At 61.5% G+C, this 25,101-nt stretch carries 25 protein-coding genes; 15 read left to right on the top strand and 10 right to left on the bottom strand.

Annotation, left to right across the window (positions count from 1 at the left end; all coding sequences use genetic code 11):
* The first annotated feature begins 16 nt into the window (after positions 1–16).
* Positions 17–952, top strand: a complete 936-nt coding sequence (locus tag ACMGG9_RS09690) for a spore coat U domain-containing protein (protein ID WP_414162119.1) — start codon at positions 17–19, stop codon at positions 950–952.
* Between the two features lie 135 nt (positions 953–1,087).
* Positions 1,088–1,327 (top strand): YebV family protein, encoded by a 240-nt coding sequence (locus tag ACMGG9_RS09685; protein ID WP_033652110.1) that lies wholly within the window; start codon positions 1,088–1,090, stop codon positions 1,325–1,327.
* A gap of 55 nt (positions 1,328–1,382) precedes the next feature.
* Here ACMGG9_RS09685 and ACMGG9_RS09680 read toward each other — a convergent pair whose 3' ends face one another.
* Both ACMGG9_RS09680 and ACMGG9_RS09675 read right to left on the bottom strand, forming a co-directional pair.
* Entirely contained in the window at positions 1,383–1,982 is a 600-nt protein-coding gene (locus ACMGG9_RS09680; RefSeq protein ID WP_414162118.1) for a C39 family peptidase, read from the bottom strand.
* Between the two features lie 4 nt (positions 1,983–1,986).
* The gene (locus tag ACMGG9_RS09675; protein WP_033638276.1) at positions 1,987–2,379 is read right to left on the bottom strand and encodes an ASCH domain-containing protein; all 393 of its coding nucleotides are present in this window, start codon (positions 2,377–2,379) and stop codon (positions 1,987–1,989) included.
* 336 nt (positions 2,380–2,715) lie between these two features.
* Between ACMGG9_RS09675 and yniD the strand changes: the two genes are divergently transcribed.
* Complete coding sequence (yniD, locus tag ACMGG9_RS09670) at positions 2,716–2,808, top strand: small membrane protein YniD (protein WP_016928013.1); 93 nt, start codon at positions 2,716–2,718, stop codon at positions 2,806–2,808.
* 38 nt (positions 2,809–2,846) lie between these two features.
* On the opposite strand, the gene ACMGG9_RS09665 is transcribed toward yniD, so the two are convergent.
* Positions 2,847–2,999 (bottom strand): hypothetical protein, encoded by a 153-nt coding sequence (locus tag ACMGG9_RS09665; protein WP_162837208.1) that lies wholly within the window; start codon positions 2,997–2,999, stop codon positions 2,847–2,849.
* A 159-nt stretch (positions 3,000–3,158) separates the two neighbouring features.
* Between ACMGG9_RS09665 and ACMGG9_RS09660 the strand changes: the two genes are divergently transcribed.
* A complete protein-coding gene (locus ACMGG9_RS09660) occupies positions 3,159–3,368 on the top strand; it encodes a hypothetical protein (RefSeq protein ID WP_033642834.1) in 210 nt (69 codons plus the stop codon).
* A gap of 146 nt (positions 3,369–3,514) precedes the next feature.
* Here the strand turns inward: ACMGG9_RS09660 and ACMGG9_RS09655 are convergent, their stop codons facing one another.
* Together ACMGG9_RS09655 and ACMGG9_RS09650 are read right to left on the bottom strand one after the other, a co-directional pair.
* Positions 3,515–4,933, bottom strand: a complete 1,419-nt coding sequence (locus ACMGG9_RS09655) for a serralysin family metalloprotease (RefSeq protein WP_046686934.1) — start codon at positions 4,931–4,933, stop codon at positions 3,515–3,517.
* 328 nt (positions 4,934–5,261) lie between these two features.
* Positions 5,262–6,605 carry a 2-hydroxycarboxylate transporter family protein gene (locus ACMGG9_RS09650; protein ID WP_414162117.1) on the bottom strand — a complete coding sequence of 448 codons (1,344 nt, stop codon included), beginning with the start codon at positions 6,603–6,605 and terminating at the stop codon, positions 5,262–5,264.
* Between the two features lie 432 nt (positions 6,606–7,037).
* Here ACMGG9_RS09650 and pckA point away from each other — a divergent pair, with 432 nt between their 5' ends.
* Positions 7,038–8,657: a phosphoenolpyruvate carboxykinase (ATP) gene (pckA, locus tag ACMGG9_RS09645; protein ID WP_033642831.1), complete on the top strand. Its 1,620-nt coding sequence runs from the start codon at positions 7,038–7,040 to the stop codon at positions 8,655–8,657.
* Positions 8,658–8,713: 56 nt separating this feature from the next.
* Here the strand turns inward: pckA and ACMGG9_RS09640 are convergent, their stop codons facing one another.
* Complete coding sequence (locus ACMGG9_RS09640; RefSeq protein ID WP_033652106.1) at positions 8,714–9,358, bottom strand: TetR/AcrR family transcriptional regulator; 645 nt, start codon at positions 9,356–9,358, stop codon at positions 8,714–8,716.
* A gap of 93 nt (positions 9,359–9,451) precedes the next feature.
* Here ACMGG9_RS09640 and ACMGG9_RS09635 point away from each other — a divergent pair, with 93 nt between their 5' ends.
* From ACMGG9_RS09635 to ACMGG9_RS09625, 3 genes are all read left to right on the top strand, one after another.
* On the top strand, positions 9,452–10,150 hold the full coding sequence (locus tag ACMGG9_RS09635) for a DAPG hydrolase family protein (protein WP_025302572.1): 699 nt from the start codon (positions 9,452–9,454) through the stop codon (positions 10,148–10,150).
* A gap of 84 nt (positions 10,151–10,234) precedes the next feature.
* On the top strand, positions 10,235–10,621 hold the full coding sequence (locus ACMGG9_RS09630) for a GFA family protein (protein WP_033642828.1): 387 nt from the start codon (positions 10,235–10,237) through the stop codon (positions 10,619–10,621).
* Between the two features lie 90 nt (positions 10,622–10,711).
* Positions 10,712–12,016 (top strand): MFS transporter, encoded by a 1,305-nt coding sequence (locus ACMGG9_RS09625; RefSeq protein WP_033652105.1) that lies wholly within the window; start codon positions 10,712–10,714, stop codon positions 12,014–12,016.
* A gap of 29 nt (positions 12,017–12,045) precedes the next feature.
* Here the strand turns inward: ACMGG9_RS09625 and ACMGG9_RS09620 are convergent, their stop codons facing one another.
* Positions 12,046–13,251, bottom strand: a complete 1,206-nt coding sequence (locus ACMGG9_RS09620) for an MFS transporter (protein WP_033652104.1) — start codon at positions 13,249–13,251, stop codon at positions 12,046–12,048.
* A 107-nt stretch (positions 13,252–13,358) separates the two neighbouring features.
* Between ACMGG9_RS09620 and ACMGG9_RS09615 the strand changes: the two genes are divergently transcribed.
* The 3 genes from ACMGG9_RS09615 to ACMGG9_RS09605 all read left to right on the top strand — a co-directional run bounded on the left by ACMGG9_RS09615 (position 13,359) and on the right by ACMGG9_RS09605 (position 17,160).
* On the top strand, positions 13,359–14,300 hold the full coding sequence (locus ACMGG9_RS09615; protein ID WP_033652103.1) for a LysR family transcriptional regulator: 942 nt from the start codon (positions 13,359–13,361) through the stop codon (positions 14,298–14,300).
* A 161-nt stretch (positions 14,301–14,461) separates the two neighbouring features.
* A complete protein-coding gene (locus tag ACMGG9_RS09610; protein WP_042784312.1) occupies positions 14,462–15,721 on the top strand; it encodes an MFS transporter in 1,260 nt (419 codons plus the stop codon).
* Entirely contained in the window at positions 15,718–17,160 is a 1,443-nt protein-coding gene (locus ACMGG9_RS09605; protein WP_414162116.1) for a glycoside hydrolase family 32 protein, read from the top strand. The genes ACMGG9_RS09610 and ACMGG9_RS09605 overlap by 4 nt, the downstream gene beginning before the upstream one ends.
* A 41-nt stretch (positions 17,161–17,201) precedes the next feature.
* On the opposite strand, the gene ACMGG9_RS09600 is transcribed toward ACMGG9_RS09605, so the two are convergent.
* From ACMGG9_RS09600 to ACMGG9_RS09590, 3 genes are all read right to left on the bottom strand, one after another.
* Positions 17,202–18,203, bottom strand: coding sequence for a LacI family DNA-binding transcriptional regulator (locus ACMGG9_RS09600; protein ID WP_033652100.1), 1,002 nt, complete (start codon positions 18,201–18,203; stop codon positions 17,202–17,204).
* Between the two features lie 69 nt (positions 18,204–18,272).
* Positions 18,273–18,836 (bottom strand): HutD family protein, encoded by a 564-nt coding sequence (locus ACMGG9_RS09595; protein ID WP_033652099.1) that lies wholly within the window; start codon positions 18,834–18,836, stop codon positions 18,273–18,275.
* A complete protein-coding gene (locus ACMGG9_RS09590; protein WP_414162115.1) occupies positions 18,836–20,206 on the bottom strand; it encodes a formimidoylglutamate deiminase in 1,371 nt (456 codons plus the stop codon). The genes ACMGG9_RS09595 and ACMGG9_RS09590 overlap by 1 nt, the downstream gene beginning before the upstream one ends.
* 180 nt (positions 20,207–20,386) lie before the next feature.
* Between ACMGG9_RS09590 and hutC the strand changes: the two genes are divergently transcribed.
* The 4 genes from hutC (at position 20,387) to ACMGG9_RS09570 (ending at position 25,101) form a co-directional block, all read left to right on the top strand.
* The gene (gene hutC / locus ACMGG9_RS09585; protein ID WP_033652097.1) at positions 20,387–21,142 is read left to right on the top strand and encodes a histidine utilization repressor; all 756 of its coding nucleotides are present in this window, start codon (positions 20,387–20,389) and stop codon (positions 21,140–21,142) included.
* A 156-nt stretch (positions 21,143–21,298) separates the two neighbouring features.
* Complete coding sequence (gene hutI, locus ACMGG9_RS09580; protein WP_123061638.1) at positions 21,299–22,522, top strand: imidazolonepropionase; 1,224 nt, start codon at positions 21,299–21,301, stop codon at positions 22,520–22,522.
* Positions 22,519–23,322, top strand: coding sequence for an N-formylglutamate deformylase (gene hutG / locus ACMGG9_RS09575; protein WP_108680572.1), 804 nt, complete (start codon positions 22,519–22,521; stop codon positions 23,320–23,322). Before hutI ends, hutG begins: the two co-directional genes overlap by 4 nt.
* 243 nt (positions 23,323–23,565) lie before the next feature.
* Positions 23,566–25,101 (top strand): serine hydrolase domain-containing protein, encoded by a 1,536-nt coding sequence (locus tag ACMGG9_RS09570; protein ID WP_033652094.1) that lies wholly within the window; start codon positions 23,566–23,568, stop codon positions 25,099–25,101.

Below are 25,101 nucleotides of genomic sequence, written 5' to 3'. Positions count from 1 at the left end.
CACACGGAGAAGAAGAATGATGTCTCGGCAAGTGAAAATCTTTTTGGCGGCGCTGCTGTTGATGTGTGGACAACGCGCGCTGGCGGACTGCACCACCACCAACGGCACGGTTACCCTGCCCAGCAGCAACTCCTTCGCCGTCTACAACGGTCAGATAAGCGCCCAGGGCACCGCGGGGCTGAACTGCACCGGGCTCGGGCTCAATTTGCTGTCGCAAAACACCGTCACGGTCAAGATCGCTTCCACCACCAACAACATGGCTCTGCTAAATGGCAACGGCTCAGGCGATAAAATTTCTTATTTGATCTACCCGGATTCGAACTACCAGTACCCGTATAGCGTCGGCCAGACCATCGATTACAGCTCGCTGAATCTGCTGTCGCTGATCCTGATCTCAGCCAACGTCAACTTTCCGTTGTATATCAAAACCGTCGTCGGCGCGAACGTCAGCGCCGGCACCTATACCGATACCATCAACCTGGTGTGGAATTATCACATCTGCGGCATCGGCATCCTGGGAGCATGCATCTGGTGGGACGGCACCAATCAACCCAGCACCGTGACCGTCACCGCGGTCATCACCAAGAGTTGCCTGATCAACACCGCCAACAACGTCAACTTCGGCAGCATGGCCTTAGTGGGGCAATTCAATCCGATCAACCAAAGCATCACGCTGACCTGCACCAAATCCCAGTCTTACAGCTCCTACTTCACCAACGGCAACAACCCGATCACCGGCTGGCGGCAAATGCTCAGCGGCACCAGCAACTTCCTGCAGTATCAGATCTATTTGCCCAATACCAGCACCGTGTGGAGCAGCACCAACGCGCAAAGCGGCACCGGCACTGGCCTGGCGCAAAGCATCCCCTTTACCGCCGCCGTCAATCCGGCGCAGACCGAAGTGCCGGTCGGCACCTATCAGGATAACGTCAGCTATGTCGTGACTTACTAGCGCAGCCGCTAGCCGCCCGGCACGAATGTTGCCAGAATGTATTTTTTATGTGGCATTTTTTGCTCATTTGGTTATGCTCATACCGATGACCTTACTGGTCTAACCTCCTACCACATCATTGAGCAAGGAGTTCCCATGAGCAAAACCGTCGTAAAAATTGGCAGCTTCGAGGTCGATGACGCGCATCTTCACGCCACCGCCGACCGTGCAGGCACCCTGAGCATCCCCTGCAAGTCCGATCCGGATCTGTGCATGCAGCTCGACGGCTGGGATGAACACACCAGCATTCCGGCCATCCTCAACGGCAAGCAGTCGCTGCTGTACAAGCAACACTACGATCGACAGACGGACGCCTGGGTGATGCGGGTGGCATGAAAATGTATCCAGTCGGCTGACGACGCGCTGCTTTCATCAGAAACAGCGCGTTTTTTTATGCGATGGCGATGCCGCGGCCGGCAAAGAAGTGGGCGAAGCGGTTGAGTGACAGCTGTACTCTCTCGCGCGTCGCCGGGCTGTCGCCCGAAGGATTATGGAAGGTCACGCTTTGCGCATCGGCGGCGGTGATCAACACCAGATGCCCGCCCCGCTGCGGCGGTATGTTCTCGGGCCGGCGAATGGTGGGATGCACCGAGGCGATAAAGTAGCGGCATTCATGAAGCAGCGCCGGCACATCGGCGGCCGCCAACCCCACCTTCACCTCCGCCTGCAGCGCGAACTGCTCGCGCACGTACTCGACGAACGGCGCGTAAATCAGCCCTTTTATCCGCTCGTTCTCACGCACATAGGCGCCATAAGGCAGGCTGCGGCGCGCCAGTTCCAACAGCGGCGGCGCTTCGCCATCGCGGTGGCCCAGCACCATTTTCAGGCAGGCCATGCCGCACACGTGGTTGGCCCACTCGACGTACTCCGCCCGATCGCGGGCGCCGCTGCGCGCCCAATTCTCGTCTTGCGCCAGCGTCGCGCGGCCAGCGATCAGATCGGCGGCCATCTCCGGGCTCGCCCACTGGCACTCGTAGGGAACGGCGCGCATCCGTTTAGAACTTGTCGACGACTTTGAAATTCATCAGCACCAGCGTCATGTCCGGCGAGAACAGATCGTACTCTTCGAAGAAGCGCTGCAGCTCTTTGCGCCAATGCGCCAGCGAACGATCGCCCTCGCCTTCGGCAAAGGCGTGCGCTTCATCGACCTGATCGTACGTTTTCATTTCCACCGCGGTCAGCTCAACCGCGCAGACCGGCTCTCCCTTGCCGTCCACCACCAGGAACCGATCGCCGGCCTGTGGGATGCCCTCGCCGTCCAGGTTGGAGCAGGTCGCCGTTTTGGTGCCGTTCAAAATCAATTGCACCACTTCATCGGCCTGCTGTTCGGTATCGCCGAACGCCCAGCGCTCAAGGTGCTCGTATTTCTGTGGAATTGCCGTCGCCATGATTATACCTTTTGGAAAAATGCCTCAATGCAGACAGGATAGTACAACGTATTGGCGGCCGTCTGCATCCGTCTCAAGCGCGACTGCGCGTTATGCCAGCGCCGTCTTTACGAGTTTTTACCGTTCTTCGCTGTGCCTTCAGCGCTACGGGGCGCATACTGTGAACATTATTCACTCAATGGCAACGCCAGGCGGCAACATGCGGCAAGACGATTTCGATGCTGACGATACCTTCAGCGATTTACTCAACAGCGTCGCGTTGGCGACGCTGTTGCTCATCGCCATCGCCGGCGGATGGTATTTCAGTTAAGAGAGGGCGACGTGGCGACAAAACGCATGGGCAACAAGCTCAGTAAAATGGTGGTGGTGCTGCTGCTGATCTGCCTGGCGTTGCTGCTGTTGCGTTGGGCGGCGATAGCGTTCGGTTAATCCCATAAAACGACGCCGGCCAACCGCCGGCGCCCTGCTCACCGCCGCGGCGCCGCGGTCGGCTCCAGTAACTCGCGCAAATAGGCCAGACGCGCTTCCCCCTGTGGCAACCAGCGACGGCACAGCCAATGTTGCGTTTCACCGGTGCGGCTGAGGCGGTAGTACTCCGCCAAGGTTTCGACCCAGTTCATGATGTGTTCTCCTGCTTTTCGACATTGCCAGTATTGAGCGCAAAAACCAGAAGAAATACTGATGGCTTGTTTTTTATGCTTCCTGTTTTTGGCCGTCGGTAGCGAAGCCGCAGTTCAACTGCTACATTGGGCGAAAATCAACCCACCGAGGTGTAGGCCATGACGTTCTCGGAACAGGAGATTAAACCCGTATGGGATGAAGTCGCGCGCCTGATCGGCGACAGCGTGATGCAGCTGCGCCATCGCGGCGAGGCGCTGTCGGTGGAAACGCTGGAGAAACATCTGGCGCGGCAGCTGGCCGAGAGCAACGACATCGAACGGCGTATCCTGCTCGGCGCCGCCATCAACATGCTGAAAGGCGGAAAATGAATCGCCAACCGAAAAGGTTGGCGATCCGACAGAAGCCCGAGGTATGCAAGCCCGGCCTTCTGCGCGCTACTATGTCACGCTAATATGACGTAATTAATAGGAATTGTCGGGTTTTTGCCCAAAATGCCCTATTTTTGTTGCCTGCCTTACGCCAACACGAAATCGCCGGCATCCAGCGGCTGCCCCACCACTTTCACCAGGAAATCGTTGCCGTCAAAGGCGCCGCCCAGGTTGATCGCCACATCGCTGACGTGATTTTGCGCATCGTAGCTCAGCTTCGCCTCGCCCGCCTTGCCGCTGAACTGATCGACGAAGCGGATGCCGTCGGCGCTGCCGGTGTTGAACAGCGTCAAATCGATCTTGTCCTCGCCGCGCACGAAGTCGCGGATCCAATCCGGCGCCGCCGCCGTCGACTCATCCGCCGCGAAGTAGACGAAGGTGTCCTTGCCGGCGCCGCCCCACAGCTGATCCGCCCCTTTGCCGCCGTACAACACATCATCGCCCGCGCCGCCCTTGAGCACGTTATCGGCGGCGTTCCCGACCAGCACATCGTTACCCGACCCGCCGATGGCGTTTTCAATCGTTACGCCCGCCGCGATCGACACGTTGCCTTTCAGGCCACCGACGTCCGAGAACGCCTTTTCATTCAGGTTGATGCGCTGATTTTGGCCAAAGCCGGAGAAGTCGAAGGTGTCGTTGCCGCCGGCATCCCAGGCGGTGAAGATTATCTTGTCCTGCGCGCCGGTGGCGGTGAGGAAGTCGCGATCGGTGTTGGAATTGAAACCGTAAACCGTGTCGCCGGTGCGGGTGTTCATGTTGGCGCCGTAGAAATGCTGGATCGCCGTGATGTCATTGAGCAACGGCCCGGAAGAGTACGCGCCTTTAAAGTCCTGCCCGGTGTTGCTTTCGCTGAAATAGCTCATCAGGCTGTGAGCGCGGCTGTCTTCGAAGTAGGTCGCGTCTTTAGCGTAGGTGATGCTGACGCCCGGCGCGGCGTTATAGTCGCCCGGGTGCTGCAACCCCAGCGCATGACCGATCTCATGGGTGAAGGTCTGGCGGCCGTACTCGTTTTCATGGATCTGGTTGTTGACGAAGGTGTGGTTCTTGGCGTTATACCAGGTTTGACCGGCGACCGAAGGCGATGAATCCGGGTTATACGCAAAGGCATAGGAGCCGCGCGAGCTGTAATCGAACAGACCGAATTTGATGTTGGCGGCGGCGGTGTTGCTGGTCTCGGTGAAGGTGATGTTGGCCACGTCGGACCATGACTGCAGCGCCAGTTTGGCCTGCTCGCGCTGTTCTGCGTTAAAGCTGCTGAAGCCGCTGATGCTCATGCTCGACATATTGCCCGGCGCCTTTTCCCAGAAGCTGTAGGTCAGGGAGACCGGCTTTTCGGTCACGCCCTTGTCGTGCCAACTGCGATCGCCGCGCACCAGTTCCAGGCCGGCATTCTCGAACGTTTTCGACGGATGAAGCACGGTAATGGTGTCGTCTTCATCGGGTTTATAAGCGCCCAGCAGGGCTAATACGCCTTCGGCCTTAACGGAAGCATTGCTTGATGACATAACCTTATCTCCATATTCGTCAATTCAATCGGGGGGATGCCCCAACTGGCGGATTGCCTGAACGGCAGCGGCCCGGTGTTGAATCAATACGGGGATATCGGTAATGCGCTGGCGCCTTCCATCGGCACTCTGAATGAGAACGATAATCCCTTAAGAGAAGAGAATAGACACATTTTACCGAGAACAGATTTTTCTTATCAAAAGTGTGACAGGGATTTTCCGCCATGCGAATGATTTTCAAGGTAATAATCAGCATTATCACGATGTCGAAAAAAGTATAAAAAAACCGGGGCAATCCAACCCCGGCTATCCATAACACACTCTGGACTCAGACTAACCAACCGAGCAACAGCGTCGCGCCAATGACCGTGGAAGCGCCGCCGATGCGCGTAGCGATTTGGGCGAACGGCATCAGCCCCATGCGGTTGGACGCCGACAGGATCGCCACGTCGCCGGTGCCGCCCAGGCCGCTGTGACAGCAGGTGACGATCGCCGCTTCCACCGGGAACATCTTCAGGTAAGGCGCAATCAGGAAACTGACCAACCCCATCGACAGCACCACCGAGCCGCAGACCACCACATAGCCGACCGAAAACACCGCAACCACGCTTTCCAGCGGCACGTACAGCATGCCCAGACCGATCATCAGCGGCCATACCAACGCGGTGGAGACGAACTTATAGAAACTGTGCGCGCCGGTCTCCATCGAAGCCGGGATCACCCGGCAGTATTTGCACAGCACCGCGAACAGGATCATCAGCACCGGGCCAGGGATATGCACGATATGCTCGAACAGGCCGCCGACGATAAAGAAGGCGCAGATCACCAGCAGCCCGCCGCCCATTAGTTGGAAATCGACGTTGCCGCTTTGTTCCTTGATGGCGAACATCGCGTTCTCCTGCGCCGAACGGATCAGCATGCCGTCGCCGCTCAGCGCCTTGCGCTGCATGCCGACGCGCGCCAGCACCCCGGCGGTCACGATGGCGAAGATATTACCCAGCACCGCCGCCGGCGCCAGCTGCGCGACGTAGACGTCCGGCGTCGATCCCAGGATCGCCGAATAGGCCAACGACAGCGGTAAAATGCCCTCGCCGATGCCGCCGCCGATGATCGGCACGATGATAAAGAAGAAGGTGTGATAGAAGGTGAAGCCGAACAGTTTCCCCACCAGCAGCCCGGTGATCACCGCCGTGACCGTGCCCACCACCAGCGGCACGAACATGCGAATCATCCCCTGGATCAGGATCACCCGGTTCATGCCGAGAATGCTGCCGACCACCAGACTGGCGATGACGAAATAAAGCAGGTTGGCGTCTTTCATCAGCAGATGGACGGTGCCCATGACGTTGGGCTGGAACACGTTGAAGTAGACCAGCACCGACGGCACCATCAAACACAGAATGGCCGGCCCGCCGATATCGCGCAGCACGGGAATGCTTTTACCCAACTGCGCCAACGCAAAGCCCAGCGTCATTATCACCGCCAGGCCGCCGATCATATTCTTCGGCAGGAAGTTGGCGTAGGCGGAAATCGCCACGATGGCGCAAATCGTGATAAACAACGCGATCGGCACCGCACCGATATCTGTTTGACGAAGTTGATTAATTAATCCTGATGATTCGGACGATGCCGTATTTTTATCACAGGCTATTTCTGCATTTATCTGTTTCATTATTCACCCTGCTGACAAGCGTACAGTACGGTTAGATTCACCTGGCGCAACAATCCCGCCATAGCCAAGTGAAAACAACTAATTACAAAAATCCTATTGCGGATTTCGCTTTTTCTAATAAGAAATAAAACAGTAGACAGCACTGACAATATGATAAAAAATAAAAATGCAAAACTAAATTACGCTGAGGGAATTCAATATTGTGACCCTCCGCCAAGGTTGGTTTTAATTAATTATCGTCAGCATTTTGTAATTAAAGTAATCAGGCTTAAATTCGCTGCTATGCTATAGGAGGGCGAAAAATCCCCCTGCTTTATTAATAAAGAACCGGAAACGCCATTAGCTGAATCCGGTCAGCTTGATCCGAACCTTAATCCCGCGCGCGGCACCGTACGGGAAAAAGGCATAATATGACTCATAAGGAAGTAGAATATGTCTTCACGCGCTGTTACCCCACAAACCCTCGCTCGCTACGGCATCCATCAGGCCGCCGACATCGTCTATAACCCCAGCTATGAATTGCTGTTCGCTGAAGAGACCCGCGCCGACCTGCCGCCGCTGGAACGCGGCACCCTCACCCAACTGGGTGCGGTCAACGTCGCGACCGGCGAATTTACCGGCCGTTCGCCGAAAGACAAATACATCGTGCGCGACGACACCACGCGCGACACCGTCTGGTGGTCCGACAACGGTACCGGCAAGAACGACAACCAGCCGCTGTCGCCGGAAGTCTGGCAGCATCTGAAGACGCTGGTGGGCAACCAGCTCTCCGGCAAGCGTCTGTTCGTGGTGGATGCCTTCTGCGGCGCCAACGCCGATACGCGCCTGAAGGTGCGCTTCATCACCGAGGTGGCCTGGCAGGCGCACTTCGTGAAAAACATGTTTATCCGCCCAAGCGACGCCGAGCTGGCGGACTTTGAGCCGGACTTCGTGGTGTTGAACGGCGCCAAATGCACCAATCCGGACTGGCAGCAGCAAGGGCTGCACTCGGAAAACTTCGTCGCTTTCAACCTGACCGAGCGCATGCAGCTGATCGGCGGCACCTGGTACGGCGGCGAGATGAAGAAAGGCCTGTTCTCGATCATGAACTATCTGCTGCCGCTGAAGGGCATCGCCTCGATGCACTGCTCGGCCAACGTCGGCGAGCAAGGCGACGTCGCGGTGTTCTTTGGCCTGTCCGGCACCGGCAAAACCACCCTCTCCACCGATCCGAAACGCCAGCTGATCGGCGATGACGAGCACGGCTGGGACGACGACGGCGTGTTCAACTTCGAAGGCGGCTGCTACGCCAAAACCATCAAGCTGTCGCCGCAGGCGGAGCCGGAAATCTATCAGGCGATCCGCCGCGATGCGCTGCTCGAAAACGTCACCGTGCGGGCCGACGGCAGCATCGACTTCGACGACGCCAGCAAAACCGAGAACACCCGCGTCTCTTACCCGATTTATCACATCGAGAACATCGTCAAACCGGTGTCCAAAGCCGGCCACGCGCGCAAGATCATCTTCCTGACCGCCGACGCCTTCGGCGTGCTGCCGCCGGTGTCGCGCCTGACGCCGGAGCAGACCCAATACCACTTCCTGTCCGGCTTCACCGCCAAGCTGGCCGGCACCGAGCGCGGCATCACCGCCCCGACGCCGACCTTCTCCGCCTGCTTCGGCGCCGCGTTCCTGACGCTGCACCCGACGCAATACGCTGAAGTGCTGGTGAAACGCATGGAGGCCGCCGGCGCCCAGGCTTACCTGGTCAACACCGGCTGGAACGGCAGCGGCAAGCGTATCTCGATCAAAGATACGCGCGGCATCATCGACGCCATCTTGAATGGCGACATTGAGCAGGCCGACACCTTCACGCTGCCGATCTTCGGGCTGGCAGTGCCGACCGCGCTGCCGGGCGTCGATCCGTCGATCCTCGATCCGCGCAAAACCTACGCCGACGAATCGCTGTGGCAGGAGAAAGCGCAGGATCTGGCGCAGCGCTTTATCGATAACTTCGCCAAATATACCGTCACCCAGGCGGGCGAAAAGCTGGTGAACGCCGGGCCGAAGCTGTAACGCAGACGTTTTGCATCCTGCTGTTTAAGGGCCGAACTTTCGGCCCTTTCTTGTTTTCATCCTTCCGCCAGCAAACCCGGCATCATCAGCGCCACCGCCGCCGCGATGCGCTCGTCGATCGCGCTGCCGGGCGGCAACAGCCCCAGCGTCATCTGCCGCAGCGGTTCGGCAATGGCCATCGCCAACAGCAGATCGCTGGTTTGCGCCCAGTCGCGCTCACGCAGCCACCCGCACTGCTGCTGGCGCCGCAGCCAGTCCGCCACCGTCGCCCGTCCGCGCAGAATGCCGTTGCGCTGGTAGCTGTCCAGCAGCGCCTCGCGCCCCGGAAACTCACTTTGCAGCAGCCGAAACATCCCCACCGCTTCGGCGCTCAATACCTGCTGCGCCACCGCCTTCAGCCCTTTTTCCAACAGCGGCGCCACCGCCTCCCACCGCCCGGCATCCTGGGCGAAAGCCGGCTGAAACGCATCGGTCCAGCCGCTCACCGCCTGCGCCACCAGTTCGTCGCGATTGGCCGCAAAGCGATACAGGGTTTTTTTAGCCACCCCGGCGCGTTTCGCCACCGCATCCACCGTTGCTGCGGCATAGCCGCCGTCGAGCAACAGCGCCAGCGTCGCCTGCGCCAGCGCGGCGCGCAGCGCCGTTTCCGGCGTGGCCGGCCGGCCGCGAGCACGCAGCGGTTCTTCATTCGGGTTCGCCATATTTATTCCTCACAAGCATTGACAGACTCAGCATAGCGGCATAGTTTTATTTTGGAAACACAATTCGTTTCCAAAATAAAACAGGAACCCATTATGACACATCCTTCCCTGCTGGCGCCGTGGGGCGTTAACGATATCAACGAGTTGCTCAAACCTGAACCGCTGCGGCTGGAGATGGGGCTGAGTCGCAGCGCCGACGGTTTGCTGACCGTCGCGGTCCGTACCGATCTGCACGGCTGCAAGGGGCGCATGCTGGACTGGTGGTTCACCTTCTTTGAGAACACGCAGCACATCAACTGGTGGCACCCGCACGATCACGTCGAACATCGCGGCTGGGACCGCCATTGGAAAAAAGGGGAAAGCTACGTCGGCGCCAGCATCGAAGCGGTCGAATGGCTGGCGGAGCTGCCGCCGGTCGCGGCGCGCCTCAAATTCCACGCCGCCGAGGACTTCTTCGCGCCGCAACCGCTGCGCCAGGCGCGTGACGCGCAGGCGCTCTCCGCCGCCGTGTGCGCGCGCATCGGCTTCGGCGACCAGGTGGCGTTGGATGACAACGGCGATCCTTGCGACGGCGAAATGCTGCATCTGGCGCGCGATACGCCCTACGGGTGCGTGCTGCGCAGCCGTTTTCTGTTGGGTAAAGCCTGCGCCAACGCCCACGACGAACTGTCGGACGACATCGGGTTTAACCTGATGCGCCACTGCTACAACGAGTTCAGCTATCTGGCGCAGTTCCTGCCGTCGCTGTACTACGCCGAAAACGGCCGCGAGCCGGCGCCGTTGCTCTGGTAATGCATCAGCGGGGACCTGTTAATTTTTCGCGATATCGCTATAGTGATTTTCATCGTTTTCCCCTGCGCTCATGACGGAGACATCATGGAAAATCCCTGCTATAGCGGCGGCTGCCTGTGCGGGCATATTCGCTTTCAGGCACGCGGCCTGCCTGGCAATCCGCACAGCTGTTCCTGCGATTTTTGCCGCCGCCACTCCGGCGCGCCGACGCTCTGCTGGGTCGAATTTCCGCGTCAGGCCATCGAGTGGAACGGCCCGGGCGGCATGCCCACACTCTACCGTTCTTCACCCTATTCCAGCCGCGCCTTTTGCCCGCGCTGCGGCAGCACGCTGGGGGCGATCGACGACGAGCCGACGGTGGCGCTGGCCACCGGCAGCTTCGATCGGGCCAATCTGCCGGAGCTGCGCCCGACCTCACATGCGTTCGCCGATGTTTGCCCCGAATGGTGGCGTATCGACGGCATGCGCTGAGCGCCTCACAGTTCCCGCTGAAATCAATTGATTGTTTTGTCGTATAAATTTAGAACTGACGAACAATAATTCAAATGTATGGGAACGGGGATGAATCAACAGACTCTCGACGCGCGCCGGTCGCGTCAGGCGTTGCTAGCCGGCTCGGTCGGCAACTTTATCGAATGGTATGAGTTCGGAGTATACGGTTTTCTGGCCACCGTCATCGCCGCCAATTTTTTCACGCTGCAGGGTGAAAATGAAATCACCAGCCTGATCCTCACCTACGCCGCCTTCGCGCTGGCATTTTTCTGCCGGCCGATCGGCGCGGTGATCTTCGGCCGTATCGGCGATCGCATCGGCCGTCGTCCGACGCTGATTGCGGTCCTGCTGCTGATGACGCTGGCGACGGCGTTGATCGGCGTCATGCCGACTTATGCCTCGATCGGCGTCGCCGCCCCGCTGCTGCTGACGCTGCTGCGTATGTTCCAGGGGCTGTTCGCCGGCGGCGAATTCGGCGGCGCCGTGTCGCTGATGACCGAGTTCGCCCCAAAGGGCAAGCGCGGGCTGTTCGGCGCATGGCAATCGCTGACCGTCGCGCTCGGCCTGTTGGCCGGCGCCGGGCTGGTGGCGCTGCTGGCCGCGCTGCTGAGCGTGCAGCAGTTGCATGACTGGGGCTGGCGCATTCCCTTCCTGCTGGCGCTGCCGATGGGCGCCGTGGCGCTGTGGCTGCGGCTCAAGCTTGAGGAAACGCCGACGTTTACTCAGGCGCAGCAACATGCGGAACACGCTATCACCCCACCGGAAGTGAAGCTGGGCGGCGTGGTGAAAACCATTCTGGTCGGCATCGGCCGCATGATGGGCTGGTCGGCCGCCGGCTATACCTTCCTGGTGGTGATGCCTTCCTATTTGCAAACCTCGCTGCACGCCACCTTCCAGCAAGCGCTAGTGGCGACGGTGCTGGCCAACGTTGGTTTCGCCCTGACCATCCTGCCGGCGGGCATCATCAGCGACAGGCTGGGACGAAAAACGGTGATGCTGACGGCGGTGGCGGCGGTGATCCTGTTCACCTTCCCGCTGCTGCACCTGTTGCAGGATGCGCAGAGCTCACTGTGGATCAAAGGGCTGGCAGTCATGATCGCCGGCGCCGTGGTCGGCCTGCTGGCCGGTCCCGGCCCGGCGATGCTGGCGGAGATGTTCCCGACCCGGGTGCGCTATACCGGCCTGGGGCTGGCTTACTCGCTGTCCAATGCGGTGTTTTCCGGCTCGGCCGGGCTGATTATCACCGGCCTCATCAAACAGACCGGCAATATCGACATTCCCGCCTACTATGTGGTCGCCACGTCGGTGGTCAGCCTGTTTGCGCTGATGACGCTGCGCCGCGACGATCATCTGCGCTCGCTGAACGAACGTTAATCTCGCCACAGGGGCGACGGCGCCCCACCTCAGCGCGCCGCGGCGCGTCGTTCGGCGCCGAAGCCGCGCTTTGCACCGCCCCAGGCAATGCTCCATGCCACCAGCAACAGGACAAAAGCCATCCAGGGGATGGCGTTAGCGCCGACGTTTGCCAGCAGAATTCCGCCCAACACGCCGCTGACGGCGAAAGCCAGATTGAAGAAAGTGACCAGCAGCGACTGGGCGAGATCGGCATGTTCACCCGCTGCATCCGCCAGTGATGTCTGCAACAGCGTCGGCGCACCGCCGAAACTCAATCCCCATGCCGCCATGCCAACGTAAACCGCCCCTGCGGGCAAACCATTCACGCCAAACGCCAGTGCCACTAACGCGAAGGCCGCCAGGCTTAACAACACCAACGCACGTAGCCAGCGATCCACCCATAAGCCGGTCAGCACAATGCCCGCAACGGCGGCGATGCCGAACGCCAACAGCGCTAAATCCAGCCTGGCCGCCAGGCCGCGCGCGGCAAGATAGGGCGCAATGTAGGTATACAGCGTGTAATGAGCCAGGATCCAACACGCCAATACGGCAAGGATCGGCCGCACGCCGGGAAGACAGAAAACCACACGCAAACGCGCATTGCCTCGCGTTCGGCGACCGTAAAATTCGGGCAGTGCCAGCCGGATCCACACTAGCAGTAACGCGCTCAAGCTCGCCAGCGCGGCAAAAATCCAGCGCCAATCCAACAGTTCGCCAAGCCAGGCGCTCATTGGTATGCCCAACGCCAACGCCAGCGGGATCCCCAGCATGGCGATCGCCATCGCCCGCCCTTGCAATGAGACGACGGCAAGGCGGCGCGCGTAACCCGCGAGCAGACTCCACGTCACCCCGGTAGCGATGCCGACCAAAAAGCGCGCCCCCAGCGTTACGCCAAAACAGGGCGACAACGCCGTCACTGCGTTGCAGATCAAAAAGATGCCGATCGCCAACAGCAGCAGTTGGCGGCGCGGCCACCCGCCCAGCGCCAACGTCAGCGGGATCGCCGCCGCACCGGCACCCAGCGCGCATAACGTCACCATTTGGCCCGCCCACGCCTCGCTGATGCCCATGCCGCGGGCTATCTGCGGCAGCATGCCCGCCGGCACAGTCTCATTAGCGGTCGCGATGAAACTGCTCATCGTCAGCGCCAGCAATCCTTTCAGCGGCGGCAGCGCGCCGGGCGCATCATCGGTGGAAACAGAGTGAACATTCATTACCAACAACTCCCATAGTCAATTGCAGAGTCATCAGCGTCTCACCTTGCATACGGATTGATAATTGGCCTACCATTTGAATTATTTTCAAATTCAGATTGATAAAAATGGCAACGGACAGACTGGGCGACATGCGTTTATTTGCCGAAGCGGCGGCGTCGGGCAGCCTTTCTGCCGCCGGCCGCAAACTCGGCCTTTCCCCCGCCGCCGCCAGCGCGCGGATGTTCAAGCTGGAGGCGGCGCTGCACAGTAAACTCTTTGAACGCACCACTCGCCGCCTGCGTCTCACTGAAGAAGGACGCATTTATCTGCAACACTGCACTCTCGCGTTGCAGGCGATTGCCGACGGCGAGGCGGCTTTGCAGGCCAGCCAAAGCGGCGTGTGCGGTAAACTTCGCCTCTCGGCCTCCGCCGATTTCGGGCGCAACCTTCTCAATCAGTGGGTTGAAGAATTTTGCGCCGAACATCCCCGGTTGCAGATCGCACTGACACTGTCGGACTCCCTATCCAACCTGCTGCAAGACGATCTTGATATCGCCATTCGTTTCGGCGCGCCGCGCGAAGAAACGCTCATTGCGCGGCGCCTGGCCGACAGCCGACGTGTGCTGTGCGCCTCTCCGGCGTATCTGGCGCAACATGGCGTGCCGCGCACGCCGGCCGATCTCAACGGCCATCGTTTTATCGTACTGGTGACCGCAGCCGGCCCGCTGAATACGTTCTATTTCTCCCAGGACGGCCAGGCCTGGAGCCACACGGTGCCGCTGGAGAGCGCCTGGGAGACCAATGACGGCGCGCTGGCGCGCCAGTGGGCTTTAGCGGGGCACGGCATCGCGCGTAAAACCATCTGGGATGCGGCGGACGATATCCGCACCGGGCGGCTGAAAGTCATTCTTCCTGACTTCACCCCGCATGACGCCGGGATCTACGCCGTGTTTCGCCGCTCGCCCTATCAGCCGCCGCGCGTGCGCCTGCTGTTGGATTTCTTGATCGCCCGCTTTGCGGCCGCCGGCCAATCGCCGCCGTTTTATGTCGCCCCTCAGGAGGAGTAACCACCCCCGTTAATCCGCGCCTCTGCGTGAGAAGTATCACAAATCAACAATGTTAACGTTAACTTTTGTGATTAACATCGCATGAGTGATAACTGACAGCTTCATCCATCCGCGAGTTAACGTTAACAATAGAGCTAACTTCACTCACCGGGGCCCTACCCATGAACCGCGAAACTAAAAAATATTACGTGCTGCTCAGCGGCCTGCTGTTCTTCTTTTTCTTCACCTGGTCTTCCAGCTTTTCGCTGATCTCGCTATGGCTGAATCAAAAGATCGGGCTGAAAGGCGCCGAGACCGGCCTGATCTTCTCCGCCATCTCGCTGGTGGCGCTGTGCGCACAGCCGTTGTACGGCTTTATTCAGGACAAACTTGGGCTGCGCAAACACCTGCTGCAGTTTCTCGGCGTGATGCTGCTGCTGACCGGCCCGTTCTTTATCTACGTTTATGCCCCGCTGCTGGCGAGCAGCCTGCCGCTCGGCGCTTTGGTCGGCGGGGTGTTCATCGGCGCGACCTTCTTCGCCGGCATCGGCGCGCTGGAGTCTTATACCGAGCGCGTCAGCCGCATCAGCGGTTTCGAGTTCGGCCGCGCCCGCATGTGGGGCTCGCTCGGCTGGGCCAGCGCCACCTTTGTGGCCGGTTTTATCTTCAATATCAACCCGAACATCAATTTCTGGCTGGCCTCCGCCGCCGCCGTGGTGTTCCTGTTGCTGCTCAGTCAGGTGCGCGAGCTGAAGCCGAACGCCATGGCCGGCCTGGCGTTCGGCAAACCGGAGAACCTGCGGCTGCAGGACGCGCTGGCGCTGCTGCGCATGCCGGGCTTCTGGGCGCTGGTAGTGTTTGTGCTGGGGATCAGCGTATACAACGTTTTCGATCAGCAATTTTCTGTCTACTTCGCTTCACAGTTCGCTTCTCGCGCACAGGGCAACGAGATGTACGGTTTTCTCAACTCGCTGCAGGTCTTCCTCGAAGCCGGCGGCATGTTCCTGGCCCCGCTGCTGGTGAACCGTATCGGCGCCAAGCAGGGGCTGTTGCTGGCGGGCAGCGTGATGGCGCTGCGCATGTTCGGTTCCGGGTTGGTCAGCGGCGCCCTGATGATCTCCGCCATGAAACTGCTGCACGCCGTAGAATTGCCAATCCTGCTGATCGCTATCTTCAAATACATCGCCAGCCGCTTCGACAGCCGACTCTCCTCCACGCTGTACCTGGTAGGCTTCCAGTTCATCACCCAGGTGATGGCCAGCTTCCTGTCGCCGCTGGCGGGCTACGGTTATGACCGCATCGGCTTTGCCGACACCTATCTGCTGATGGGCTGCGCGGTCGCCGTCACCACGCTTGTCTCCTGTTTCTTGCTGCGCGGCGAACGCTCCGCCACGGCAACGCCCTTTCCATCCGCCATTAAATCAAGTGAGTCTGTCCAATGAACACTGCTTTAGCTCAAGCCGACCATGCGGTCGAAGCCCTGCGCGCAGAGCGCCGAGACGATTATTATCCGCAGTTCCATCTCGCACCGGCCGCCGGCTGGATCAACGATCCCAACGGCCTGATCTGTATTGACGGCGTCTATCATGCGTTCTTCCAGCATCACCCCTATAGCGAACACTGGGGCCCCATGCACTGGGGGCATGCGACCAGCCGCGATCTGATACGCTGGCAGCACCAACCCATCGCCCTGGCGCCCGATGCGCCCTATGACAAAGACGGTTGTTTTTCCGGCTGCGCCGTGGATGACAACGGCGTGCTGACGCTGCTTTACACCGGCCATGTGTGGTTGGGCGAACCCGGTGACGACAGCCAGGTGCGGGAAGTGCAATGTCTGGCCACCAGCGAAGACGGCATACGCTTCGTCAAGCACGGGCCGGTACTGGCCCCGCCGGACGGCATTCAGCATTTTCGCGATCCGAAAGTCTGGCGCGAAAACGGCGAATGGTGGCTGGTGGTCGGCGCCAAAGAAAACGGCCTGGGCCAGGTGCGCCTGTACCGCTCTACCGACCTGCGCGCCTGGCGCTTCGATCGGGTGCTGGCCGGCGCGCAAACGGCGCATCAGGGCTATATGTGGGAATGCCCGGATTTCTTTCAGCTGGGGGAGCAACACCTGCTGCTGTTTTCGCCGCAGGGGCTGGCGGCGCAGGGCTACCGCTACCGCAATCGCTTCCAGAGCGGCTATCTGCTCGGCCATTGGCGGCCGGACGGCGACTTTACGGTAACGCAGCCCTTCTGCGAGCTGGATGCCGGCCACGATTTCTATGCGCCGCAGACCTTCACCGCCGCCGACGGCCGTCGGCTGCTGTTTGCCTGGATGGATATGTGGGAATCACCGATGCCCAGCAAAGCGCACCGCTGGGCCGGCGCCCTCACCCTGCCACGCGAGCTGACGCTGGCCGCCGACGGCAGCGTCCGCATGAATCCGGCTCGTGAACTGGCGGCGTTGCGCCGAGGATCGCAGACGTTGTCGGCGCAGACGCTGACCAATCAGCATCTGCCGCTGACGAACGATATGCAGGAGCTCATCCTGACGTTGAGACCGGCCGACAGCGACGCCGAGCGGTACGGTCTGGCCATTGGGAGTGCGGCGCGGCTGTTCGTCGACAATCAGTCACACCGATTGGTGCTGGAGCGTTTTAATGAACACCCGGCGCTGTGCACCTGCCGCAGTGTGCCGCTGCCGGAGGGTGACATTCTGTCGCTGCAGATCTTTATCGATCGCTCCTCACTGGAGATCTTCGTTAATCAGGGGCAGGCCTGCCTGACCAGCCGCATCTATCCGACGGCGGGCGATCGCCGCCTCAGCCTGTTCGCCGAAGGCGGCCAGGCGCTGTTCGAGCCCATCACGGGATGGCAGTTGGCAAGCATCTGGGGGTAATGGGAATGAGCACCGGGCGCGCAGCGATGCCCCCGGTGCGCTTACAGCGAACCACGTTCCAGCAGCGGGCAAGGCACTTTCACCGTATCACGCTGTTCCCGCCGCTCAATCACATGCAGCGCCGCAAGGCGACCCAGTTCATAATGCGGCAGCTGCACCGTCGTCAATGCAGGCAGGAACAGCTCGCCGGTGCCGACCATATTGTCGTAGCCCAGCACCGCCACCTGCTGCGGTATCCGCCAACCTTGCGCCAGCAATACCTGATACGCCAGAAACGCTATCCGATCGTTCCCACACACCACGACATCGCAATCGCGCCGGCCGGCGGAAAAATGCCGCTCCAGCAACGCTACGCAGTCGCGATAGCTTTGATCGCCGGCGCTCAGATCGAGATGATACTGCCGCAGCTGTTCAACATCGCGCCCCGCTTCGCGCCAGGCGCGTTCCAGACCGCGGCGGCGCAGCCCCGCCGCCAGCGTATCCGCCGGTAAATGAATGCACAAAGGCGCGCGATAGCCTTTGGCGATCAGCGTGCGCGTCGCGTCATACTGCCCTTGCTCATCATCAGGAATGTAGCTGGCGATCGAATGCGCCGGGCTGACGCAGTTGGCCAACACCAGCTTTTTGTCCAGCAGTTTGGCCGGCAGCGTCACCTCACGCAGCCCCATCGTGGTGAAGATCACCCCATCCGGCCGATGCGCCAGCAGCAGATCGACGGTCTGTTCGGCGTTGTCGTCGGCGAACAGGTTGACGACGAAGCTGTTCCAGCCGCGCTCGCGCGCGGTTTTCTCAATCGACAGGATCATTTCCACCGAGAACGGCGTCGTGGCGGTATCCAGCGCCAGCACGCCGAGCGTCTGCACGCGATTTCCGTCACCGCGAATACGCCGCGCCGACAGATCCGGCACATAGTCCAACCGATCGATAGCCTGTTTGACGCGGCGGTAGGTTTCCGGCCGCAGCTTGCCGGGATCATTGATGGCGCGGGACACCGTCATCAACGAGACTCCGGCAAGTTTTGCGACGTCTTTCAGCGAAGCCATGCGCCCTTCTTTATGATTAATGGGAAAAAGTGAATAATCCCATAACCGGGCGCAGGACTCTACTCTGCGTTAACGGGGTGTGATGTCCGCCCACAGGATGGCGCTGCCGGCCCTCAACGGCGCCACGTCGCCCCCCGCCGCCGATGCCGTCCACCAGACACCCTCGCGCGCGCTCAGTTCGCCGCCCCCCGGCAGCGACCAGAGCCCGCTCAGCACATACAGCACCCCCGCCCGCCCCGGCGGCAAGGTTAGCGGCTCGGCGCTGCGTTGCACCTGCGCCGCTAGCCGGCCGCGGCGCGTCATGATGTTGAAATCCTGACTGGCGCCACCCAGCAGCGTCGCTTCCAGCGCCACGTCGCCGGAAAAGGCGAACGGCTCCCCGATACGCGCCAACTGATGGTCGATATGCCCGGCGCTGAACAGCCGCACGCCGTCGCCTTCCAGCAGCGTGATCGAACGATCGATGCCCGCAAAGGCGGAAAACGGCCCGTCCTGTGCGATGGTGGCGATGCTGGCGCGCCAGTCGAAATCCGGCTCGCCCGGCGGCCAACTGACGATTTCACGGGTTTCCCCGCCGCCGTTGCGCCACGGGCTGACCGGCAACCCAGCGAAATTAAAACGGGTCAGGCTCATCACGCCTCCTGCTGAAAGGTTTTCAGCACCTGCAGGAAATCGGCGCTGCTCTGCTGCTGCAGCGCGTGCCGCCCCTGCTCGATCACCTGTCGGCCGCCGACGAACACGTCGCGAATTTGCTCTTTGCCGCCGGCGAACAGCCAGCGGTTGAGGATCGAGGCATCCGGCGCCGCCGACAAATACGGATCGTCGCCGTCCAGCACCAGCCAGTCGGCGCGATAGCCGCTCTGCAAGCGGCCGATCGGCGCGCCACACGCCTGCGCGCCGCCTTGCAGCGCCTGGTGATACAGCACATCGCCCACCGCCGGTTGCTGCGGTGTCGTCAGGCGATTGCGGCGCTGATCGCGCAGCCGCTGACCATATTCAAACCAGCGCAGCTCTTCCACCACGTTGAGCGAAACGTGGCTGTCGGAGCCGATGCCCCAACGCCCCTGCTGCTGCAGATAGACGTCGCCGGGGAAAATGCCGTCGCCGAGGTTGGCTTCGGTGGTCGGGCACAGGCCGGCCACCGCGCGACTGCGCGCCAGCGCTTCCAGCTCGTCGCGATCCAGATGGGTGGCGTGCACCAGGCACCAGCGCTGATCCACCGGCAGATGGTCATACAGCCAGGCCACCGGTCGCTGCCCGCTCCACGCCAGGCAGTCGTTCACCTCTTTTTGCTGCTCGGCGATATGAATATGCACCGGCAAGGTGCGATCCGACGCGGCCAAAATCTGTTGCATCTGACCAAGTTCCACCGCGCGCAGCGAATGGAAACACAGACCGTGATTCTGCAACGGGCGATCCGCCAGTTGGCGAGCAATCACCTGCTGCTGTTGCAGATAGCCTTCGGCATCCTGGATAAACCGTTTCTGCCCCGGCTGGGCCGGCTGGGCGCCAAAACCGGCGTAGCTGTACAGCACCGGCAGCATCGTCATGCCGATGCCGGCCTGATGCGCGGCCGCGCTGAGGCGGCCGGTCATCTCACCGCGATCGGCGTAAGGCTTGCCGTCGGCGTCGTGATGCAGGTAGTGGAATTCGGCCACCTGGGTATATCCGCCCTTGAGCATTTCGATATACAGTTGACGGGCGACCACCTCCACCTGCTCCGGCGTCAGGCGCTGCACCAGCCGATACATCAGATCGCGCCAGGTCCAGAAGCTGTCCTGCGGGTTGCCCGCCACTTCCGCCACCCCGGCCATCGCGCGCTGAAAGGCGTGGGAGTGCAGGTTCGGCATGCCCGGCACCGCATCGCCGTGCAGCCGGGTGCAGCCTTGCGGTTCAGCGTTGGCGGTAACTTGAGTCAGATAACCTTGCGCATCGACGTCCAGCCGGACGTTATGCGCCCAGCCCTCAGGGAGCAAAGCGCGTGGGGCAAAATAAGCAGGCATGGCAGTATTCCACGGTTAATGTAACGGCGAATAAGGCGCGGCGATGGCGCGTCTTCAGGAATTTTTGGCGGTCGCCGGCAAGTTTCTGGCGCGACGGCCACTAGTTGTATATACATATACATACGCCGACATCAACAGTAAACTGGTGTTATTATTTTTTTATTTGACGAGGTTAACGTCGTGGCTGAACAACAGACCGTGTTACAACTGGCGGCTGCAATGAGCGATGCCCCCGCCCCGATCTACCAACGGGTCAAACAGGCGATCGTGAATCAAATCCGTGCGGGGCACTGGCAACCGCACCAGCGCGTGCCCTCCGAAAGTGAACTGGTGGCGGAACTGGGCGTCAGCCGCATGACCATCAACCGCGCGCTGCGCGAGCTGACCAGCGAAGGTTTTCTGATCCGCATGCAGGGCGTCGGCACCTTCGTCGCCGAAGCCAAGGCGCACACCGCGCTGCTTGAAGTGCACAACATCGCCGATGAGATAGCCGCGCGCGGTCATCGCCACAGCAGCAAAATCCTCGAGCTGAAGGCCCGCCCGGCCAGCGAGGAAGAGGCGGCGGCGCTCGGCATCCAGCCAGGCCAACGGCTGTTCTATTCGCAGATCGTGCATTACGAAAACGACGTGCCGGTGCAGGTGGAAGACCGCTGCGTCAATCCGCTGGTAGCGCCGGATTACCTGAAGCAGGATTTCGACCGCGTCACGCCCTACACCTATCTGACGCAGGCCGCGCCGCTGACCGCCGGCGAACACATCGTCGAAGCGGTGATCCCGACCCGACGTGAACGCGAGCTGCTGCAGCTGGAGGACCACGAACCCGGCCTGCTGATCCACCGCCGCACCTGGTCCGGCAAAACCGTGGTGACCTCGGCCCGGCTGCTGTACCCCGGCAGCCGTTACCAGCTGTTCGGCCGCTTCACCAGCGAAGTCTGATCCCCGGCGGGCGCCCCTGCGCCCGCATCTCCGCGGTCGATCACATCCTGATAACAAAATCTCTCCCGCCTCTTGTGACATCCCGATGAATGCGTTAGGTTGTTTTTAATTGTATATACAACCATGTGGGAGCTGCGGCTCCGGCGGAGGAAAGCAATGACGTCTGAGATTCACTGTGACAGCCTGTGGCACGGCGCCGATATCGTCACCATGCGCGACGGCAAATATCACACCCTGACCGACGGCGCGATCGCCGTACGCGACGGCAAGATCGTCTGGATTGGCGAACATGCGGCGTTGCCGCCCGGCCTGATCGCGGACGAAACGGTGAAATTCGACGGCGGCATCATCACCCCCGGCTTTGTTGACTGCCACACGCACCTGGTGTTCGGCGGCAATCGCAGCGGCGAATTCGAACAGCGGCTGAACGGCGTAAGCTACGCCGACATCGCCGCGCAGGGCGGCGGCATCATCTCCACCGTGAAAGCCACCCGCGAAGCCGACGAAGCGCTGCTGCTGGAACAGGCGCTGTTCCGCCTGCGTCCGCTGCTGGCGGAAGGCGTCACCTGCGTGGAAATCAAATCCGGCTACGGTCTCAGCCCGGAAAGCGAGCTGAAAATGCTGCGGGTGGCGCGCAAACTGGGCGAGCTGCTGCCGGTCGAGGTGAAAACCACCTGTCTGGCGGCCCATGCGCTGCCGCCGGAATACGCCAACCGCGCCGACGACTACATCAATCTGGTCTGCGATACCATCATCCCGCAGGCCGCCGCCGCCGGCCTGGCGGATGCGGTTGACGCCTTCTGCGAACATCTGGCGTTCTCACCGGCGCAGGTGGAGCGAGTCTTCGCCGCCGCCGAAGCCGCCGGTTTGCCGGTCAAACTGCACGCCGAACAGCTCTCCGCCCTTGGCGGCAGCACGCTGGCGGCGCGCCATCACGCGCTCTCCGCCGACCATCTCGAATACGCCACCGAACAAGATGCCCGCGCCATGGGCGACGCCGGCACCGTGGCGGTGCTGCTGCCGGGTGCCTACTACCTGCTGCGTGAAACCCAATGCCCGCCGGTAGAGCTGTTCCGCAAACACAACGTGGCGATGGCGCTCGCCAGCGACGCCAATCCCGGCACGTCGCCGGCGCTGTCGCTGCGCCTGATGATCAACATGGCCTGCACGCTGTTCCGCCTGACGCCGGAAGAAGCGCTGGCGGGCGTCACGACCCACGCCGCCAAAGCGTTGGGGCTGCAACACAGCCACGGCACACTGGAAACCGGCAAGGTGGCGGACTTCGTTCACTGGCCGCTGTCGCGGCCGGCGGAACTGGCTTATTGGTTGGGCGGCCAGCTGCCCTGTACGGTGATTTTCCGAGGAGAAGTACGTCAATGACCATTCGCGATCCTTTTAGCTTCCAGACCGGCAGCCTGCCGCTGCTGATCAGCATCCCGCACGCCGGCACGCAACTGACGCCGGCGGTCGAGGCCGGGCTGACCGACGACGCCCGCCCGCTGCCCGATACCGACTGGCACATTCCGCAGCTGTACGACTTCGCCCGGGCGATGGGCGCCAGCGTGCTGGTCGGCAACTATTCGCGCTTCGTCATCGATCTGAACCGCCCGGCGGATGACAAACCGCTGTACACCACCGCCACCACCGGTCTGTATCCCGACGTGCTGTTCGACGGCCGCCCTAGCTTCCTGCCGGGCAAAGCGCCGACGGACACAGAACGCGCCGGCTATCTGCAGCAGATTTGGCAACCTTATCATCAGCAGCTGCAGAACGAGCTGGCGCGCCTCAAAGCGCGGCACGGCTATGCGTTGCTGTTCGACGCGCACTCCATCGCCTCGGTGATCCCGCGGCTGTTCGACGGCAAACTGCCGGATCTCAACCTCGGCACCAACGGCGGCGAAAGCTGCGCCCAGGCGCTGAGCGATCGGCTGGTCGCCTGCTGCGAGCAGCAACAGCAGTACACCCACGTGCTGAACGGCCGCTTCAAGGGCGGTTACATCACCCGCGCCTACGGTCAACCGCAGCAGCAACAGCATGCGATCCAGCTCGAGCTGGCGCAGGTCAACTACATGTCCGAACAGTATCCTTTCGCGTTCGAACCGCAGCGCGCCGCCTCGCTGCAGCGCCTGCTCAAGCAGATGGTTGAAAGCCTGTTGGACGGTGCCGCCAGGCTGAACTGATCCCCCTTTACAGGCGCCGCCGGGCGCCTGTTTTTCTCCTGCCTTTAACCGCAACGCCAGCAGCAATCTGCGCGCTATATCAAAGTTTCGCGTGATTCCCCGCTAACTGGTCCAAACAGCGCACAAAACAGCGGCCGACGAAAAACGCACTGCGCCACAATCAGCCCAAAAGCCCGTGTTCATCGTCAGCACCGGGCGGCCTGTGGCCAACTGGCCCGTTTCGAATATCTCTCTGGAGGCCCTATGTCTGTAACACCGTTAAACTGGCGCGCTGCCGGCGCCGTCGCCGAACAACTGCTGGCCGGCTGGCAACGGCGTGGCGAACCCGGCGGCGCCATCACCCTGTTTGACGCCGAACAACTCCGCGCCACCGCCTGCGCCGGCCTGGCCGATCTGGCGCAGAACACCCCCTTCACCGCCGACAGCGTGGTGCGCTACGCCTCAGTGACCAAGCATATCTTCGCCGCGCTGGCGCTGAACGCCACCGATCGCGCCGTTCGGCTGGAGCAACGCCTGGGTGAACTGCTCCCCGCCCTGCAGCCCGCGTTGGCGGACGTTACCGTCGGCCAGGCGCTGGACATGACCGGCGGCCTGCCTGACGTGCGCGAAACACTCGGCTTGCTGGGCATATCGCTGCACGCCGTCAGCGAGGCGCAGCCGGTGATGCAGTTTGTCGAGGGGCTGGAAAGGTTGAACTATGAGGCCGGCAGCGAGATCGCCTACAGCAATACCGGTTATCGGCTGCTGGAGGCCGCGCTGCGCAGCAAAGGGTATGATTTCGACCAGTTGGTGCAACGGCATATCGCCCAGCCGCTGCAGGTGCAGATGCGGGCGCCGGAAAGCTGGTTCGACGTGGTGCCGGGGTTGGTGCCGGGTTACTGGCGGGCGCCGCAGGGCTGGCAACACGCCAGCGCCGGCCTGCACCTTTCCGCCTCCGGCTGCCTGACCGGCAGCGTCAACGCCCTCACCCGCTGGCTGCAAACGCTGTTGGCGGACCAAGGCCCCGGCCAGGGCGTGCTGGCGCAGCTCAGCGCGCCGCGCCGCCTCAATCAGGGCCAACTCAGCGCCTATGGCCTGGGGCTGGCGCGCACGCCGCTGGGTCGCCGCAGCCTGCTGGGCCACGGCGGCTCCCATGCCGGTTACAAAACCTATTTCCTGCTGGCGCCCGACCGTCAGGCCGGCGTCGCGCTGGTGGCCAACCGCGAAGATTGCGACAGTTTCGGCATGGCCTTGCAGGTGATGGCGACGCTGCTGGGCGAGCCGCTGCCGCAGCGCAGCGCGGCGATCCCCGACGGCCTCTACGCCACGCTGGCGGAGCCGCACTGGCTGGAAGTCAAAAACGGTAACCTGGCCTATCTGGGCAGCGATGAACCGCTGTATCAAGGGGAGGACGGGTACGCGGTGTCGTTATCCGCCCATATGCCCATCAGGCTGAAGTGGACCGGCGAAGCGGTAGAGGGCGAAGTCGGGCATGTGGCGCGCCGTTTCCTGCCGGTCACGGCCAACGGCGACTGCCTGAAGCATGTGCAGGGGCTGTGGTACCACCCGCACTATCGCACCGCCTTTGAAATTCGCGGCAATCGGGTGCATATCGGCGTCGGCCCGGCGGCGCAGACCGGCACGCTCAGCCCGCTGGGCCAGGGACGCATGCTGGTGGAGTGCCAGGACGGCCCGTGGTTGAAACGCTTTTGCCTCTATTTCCGCGGTTACAACGTGGATCTCATCGCCAACCGCAGCCGGATGCTGACCTTCCGCCGCAGCACCGTCGGCCGCGACTGA

This window comes from Serratia sp. BNK-10 (genome assembly GCF_047456065.1).
GTDB classification, from domain to species: Bacteria; Pseudomonadota; Gammaproteobacteria; order Enterobacterales; family Enterobacteriaceae; genus Serratia; species Serratia ureilytica.
This window is presented reverse-complemented; position numbering and strand designations above follow the sequence as displayed.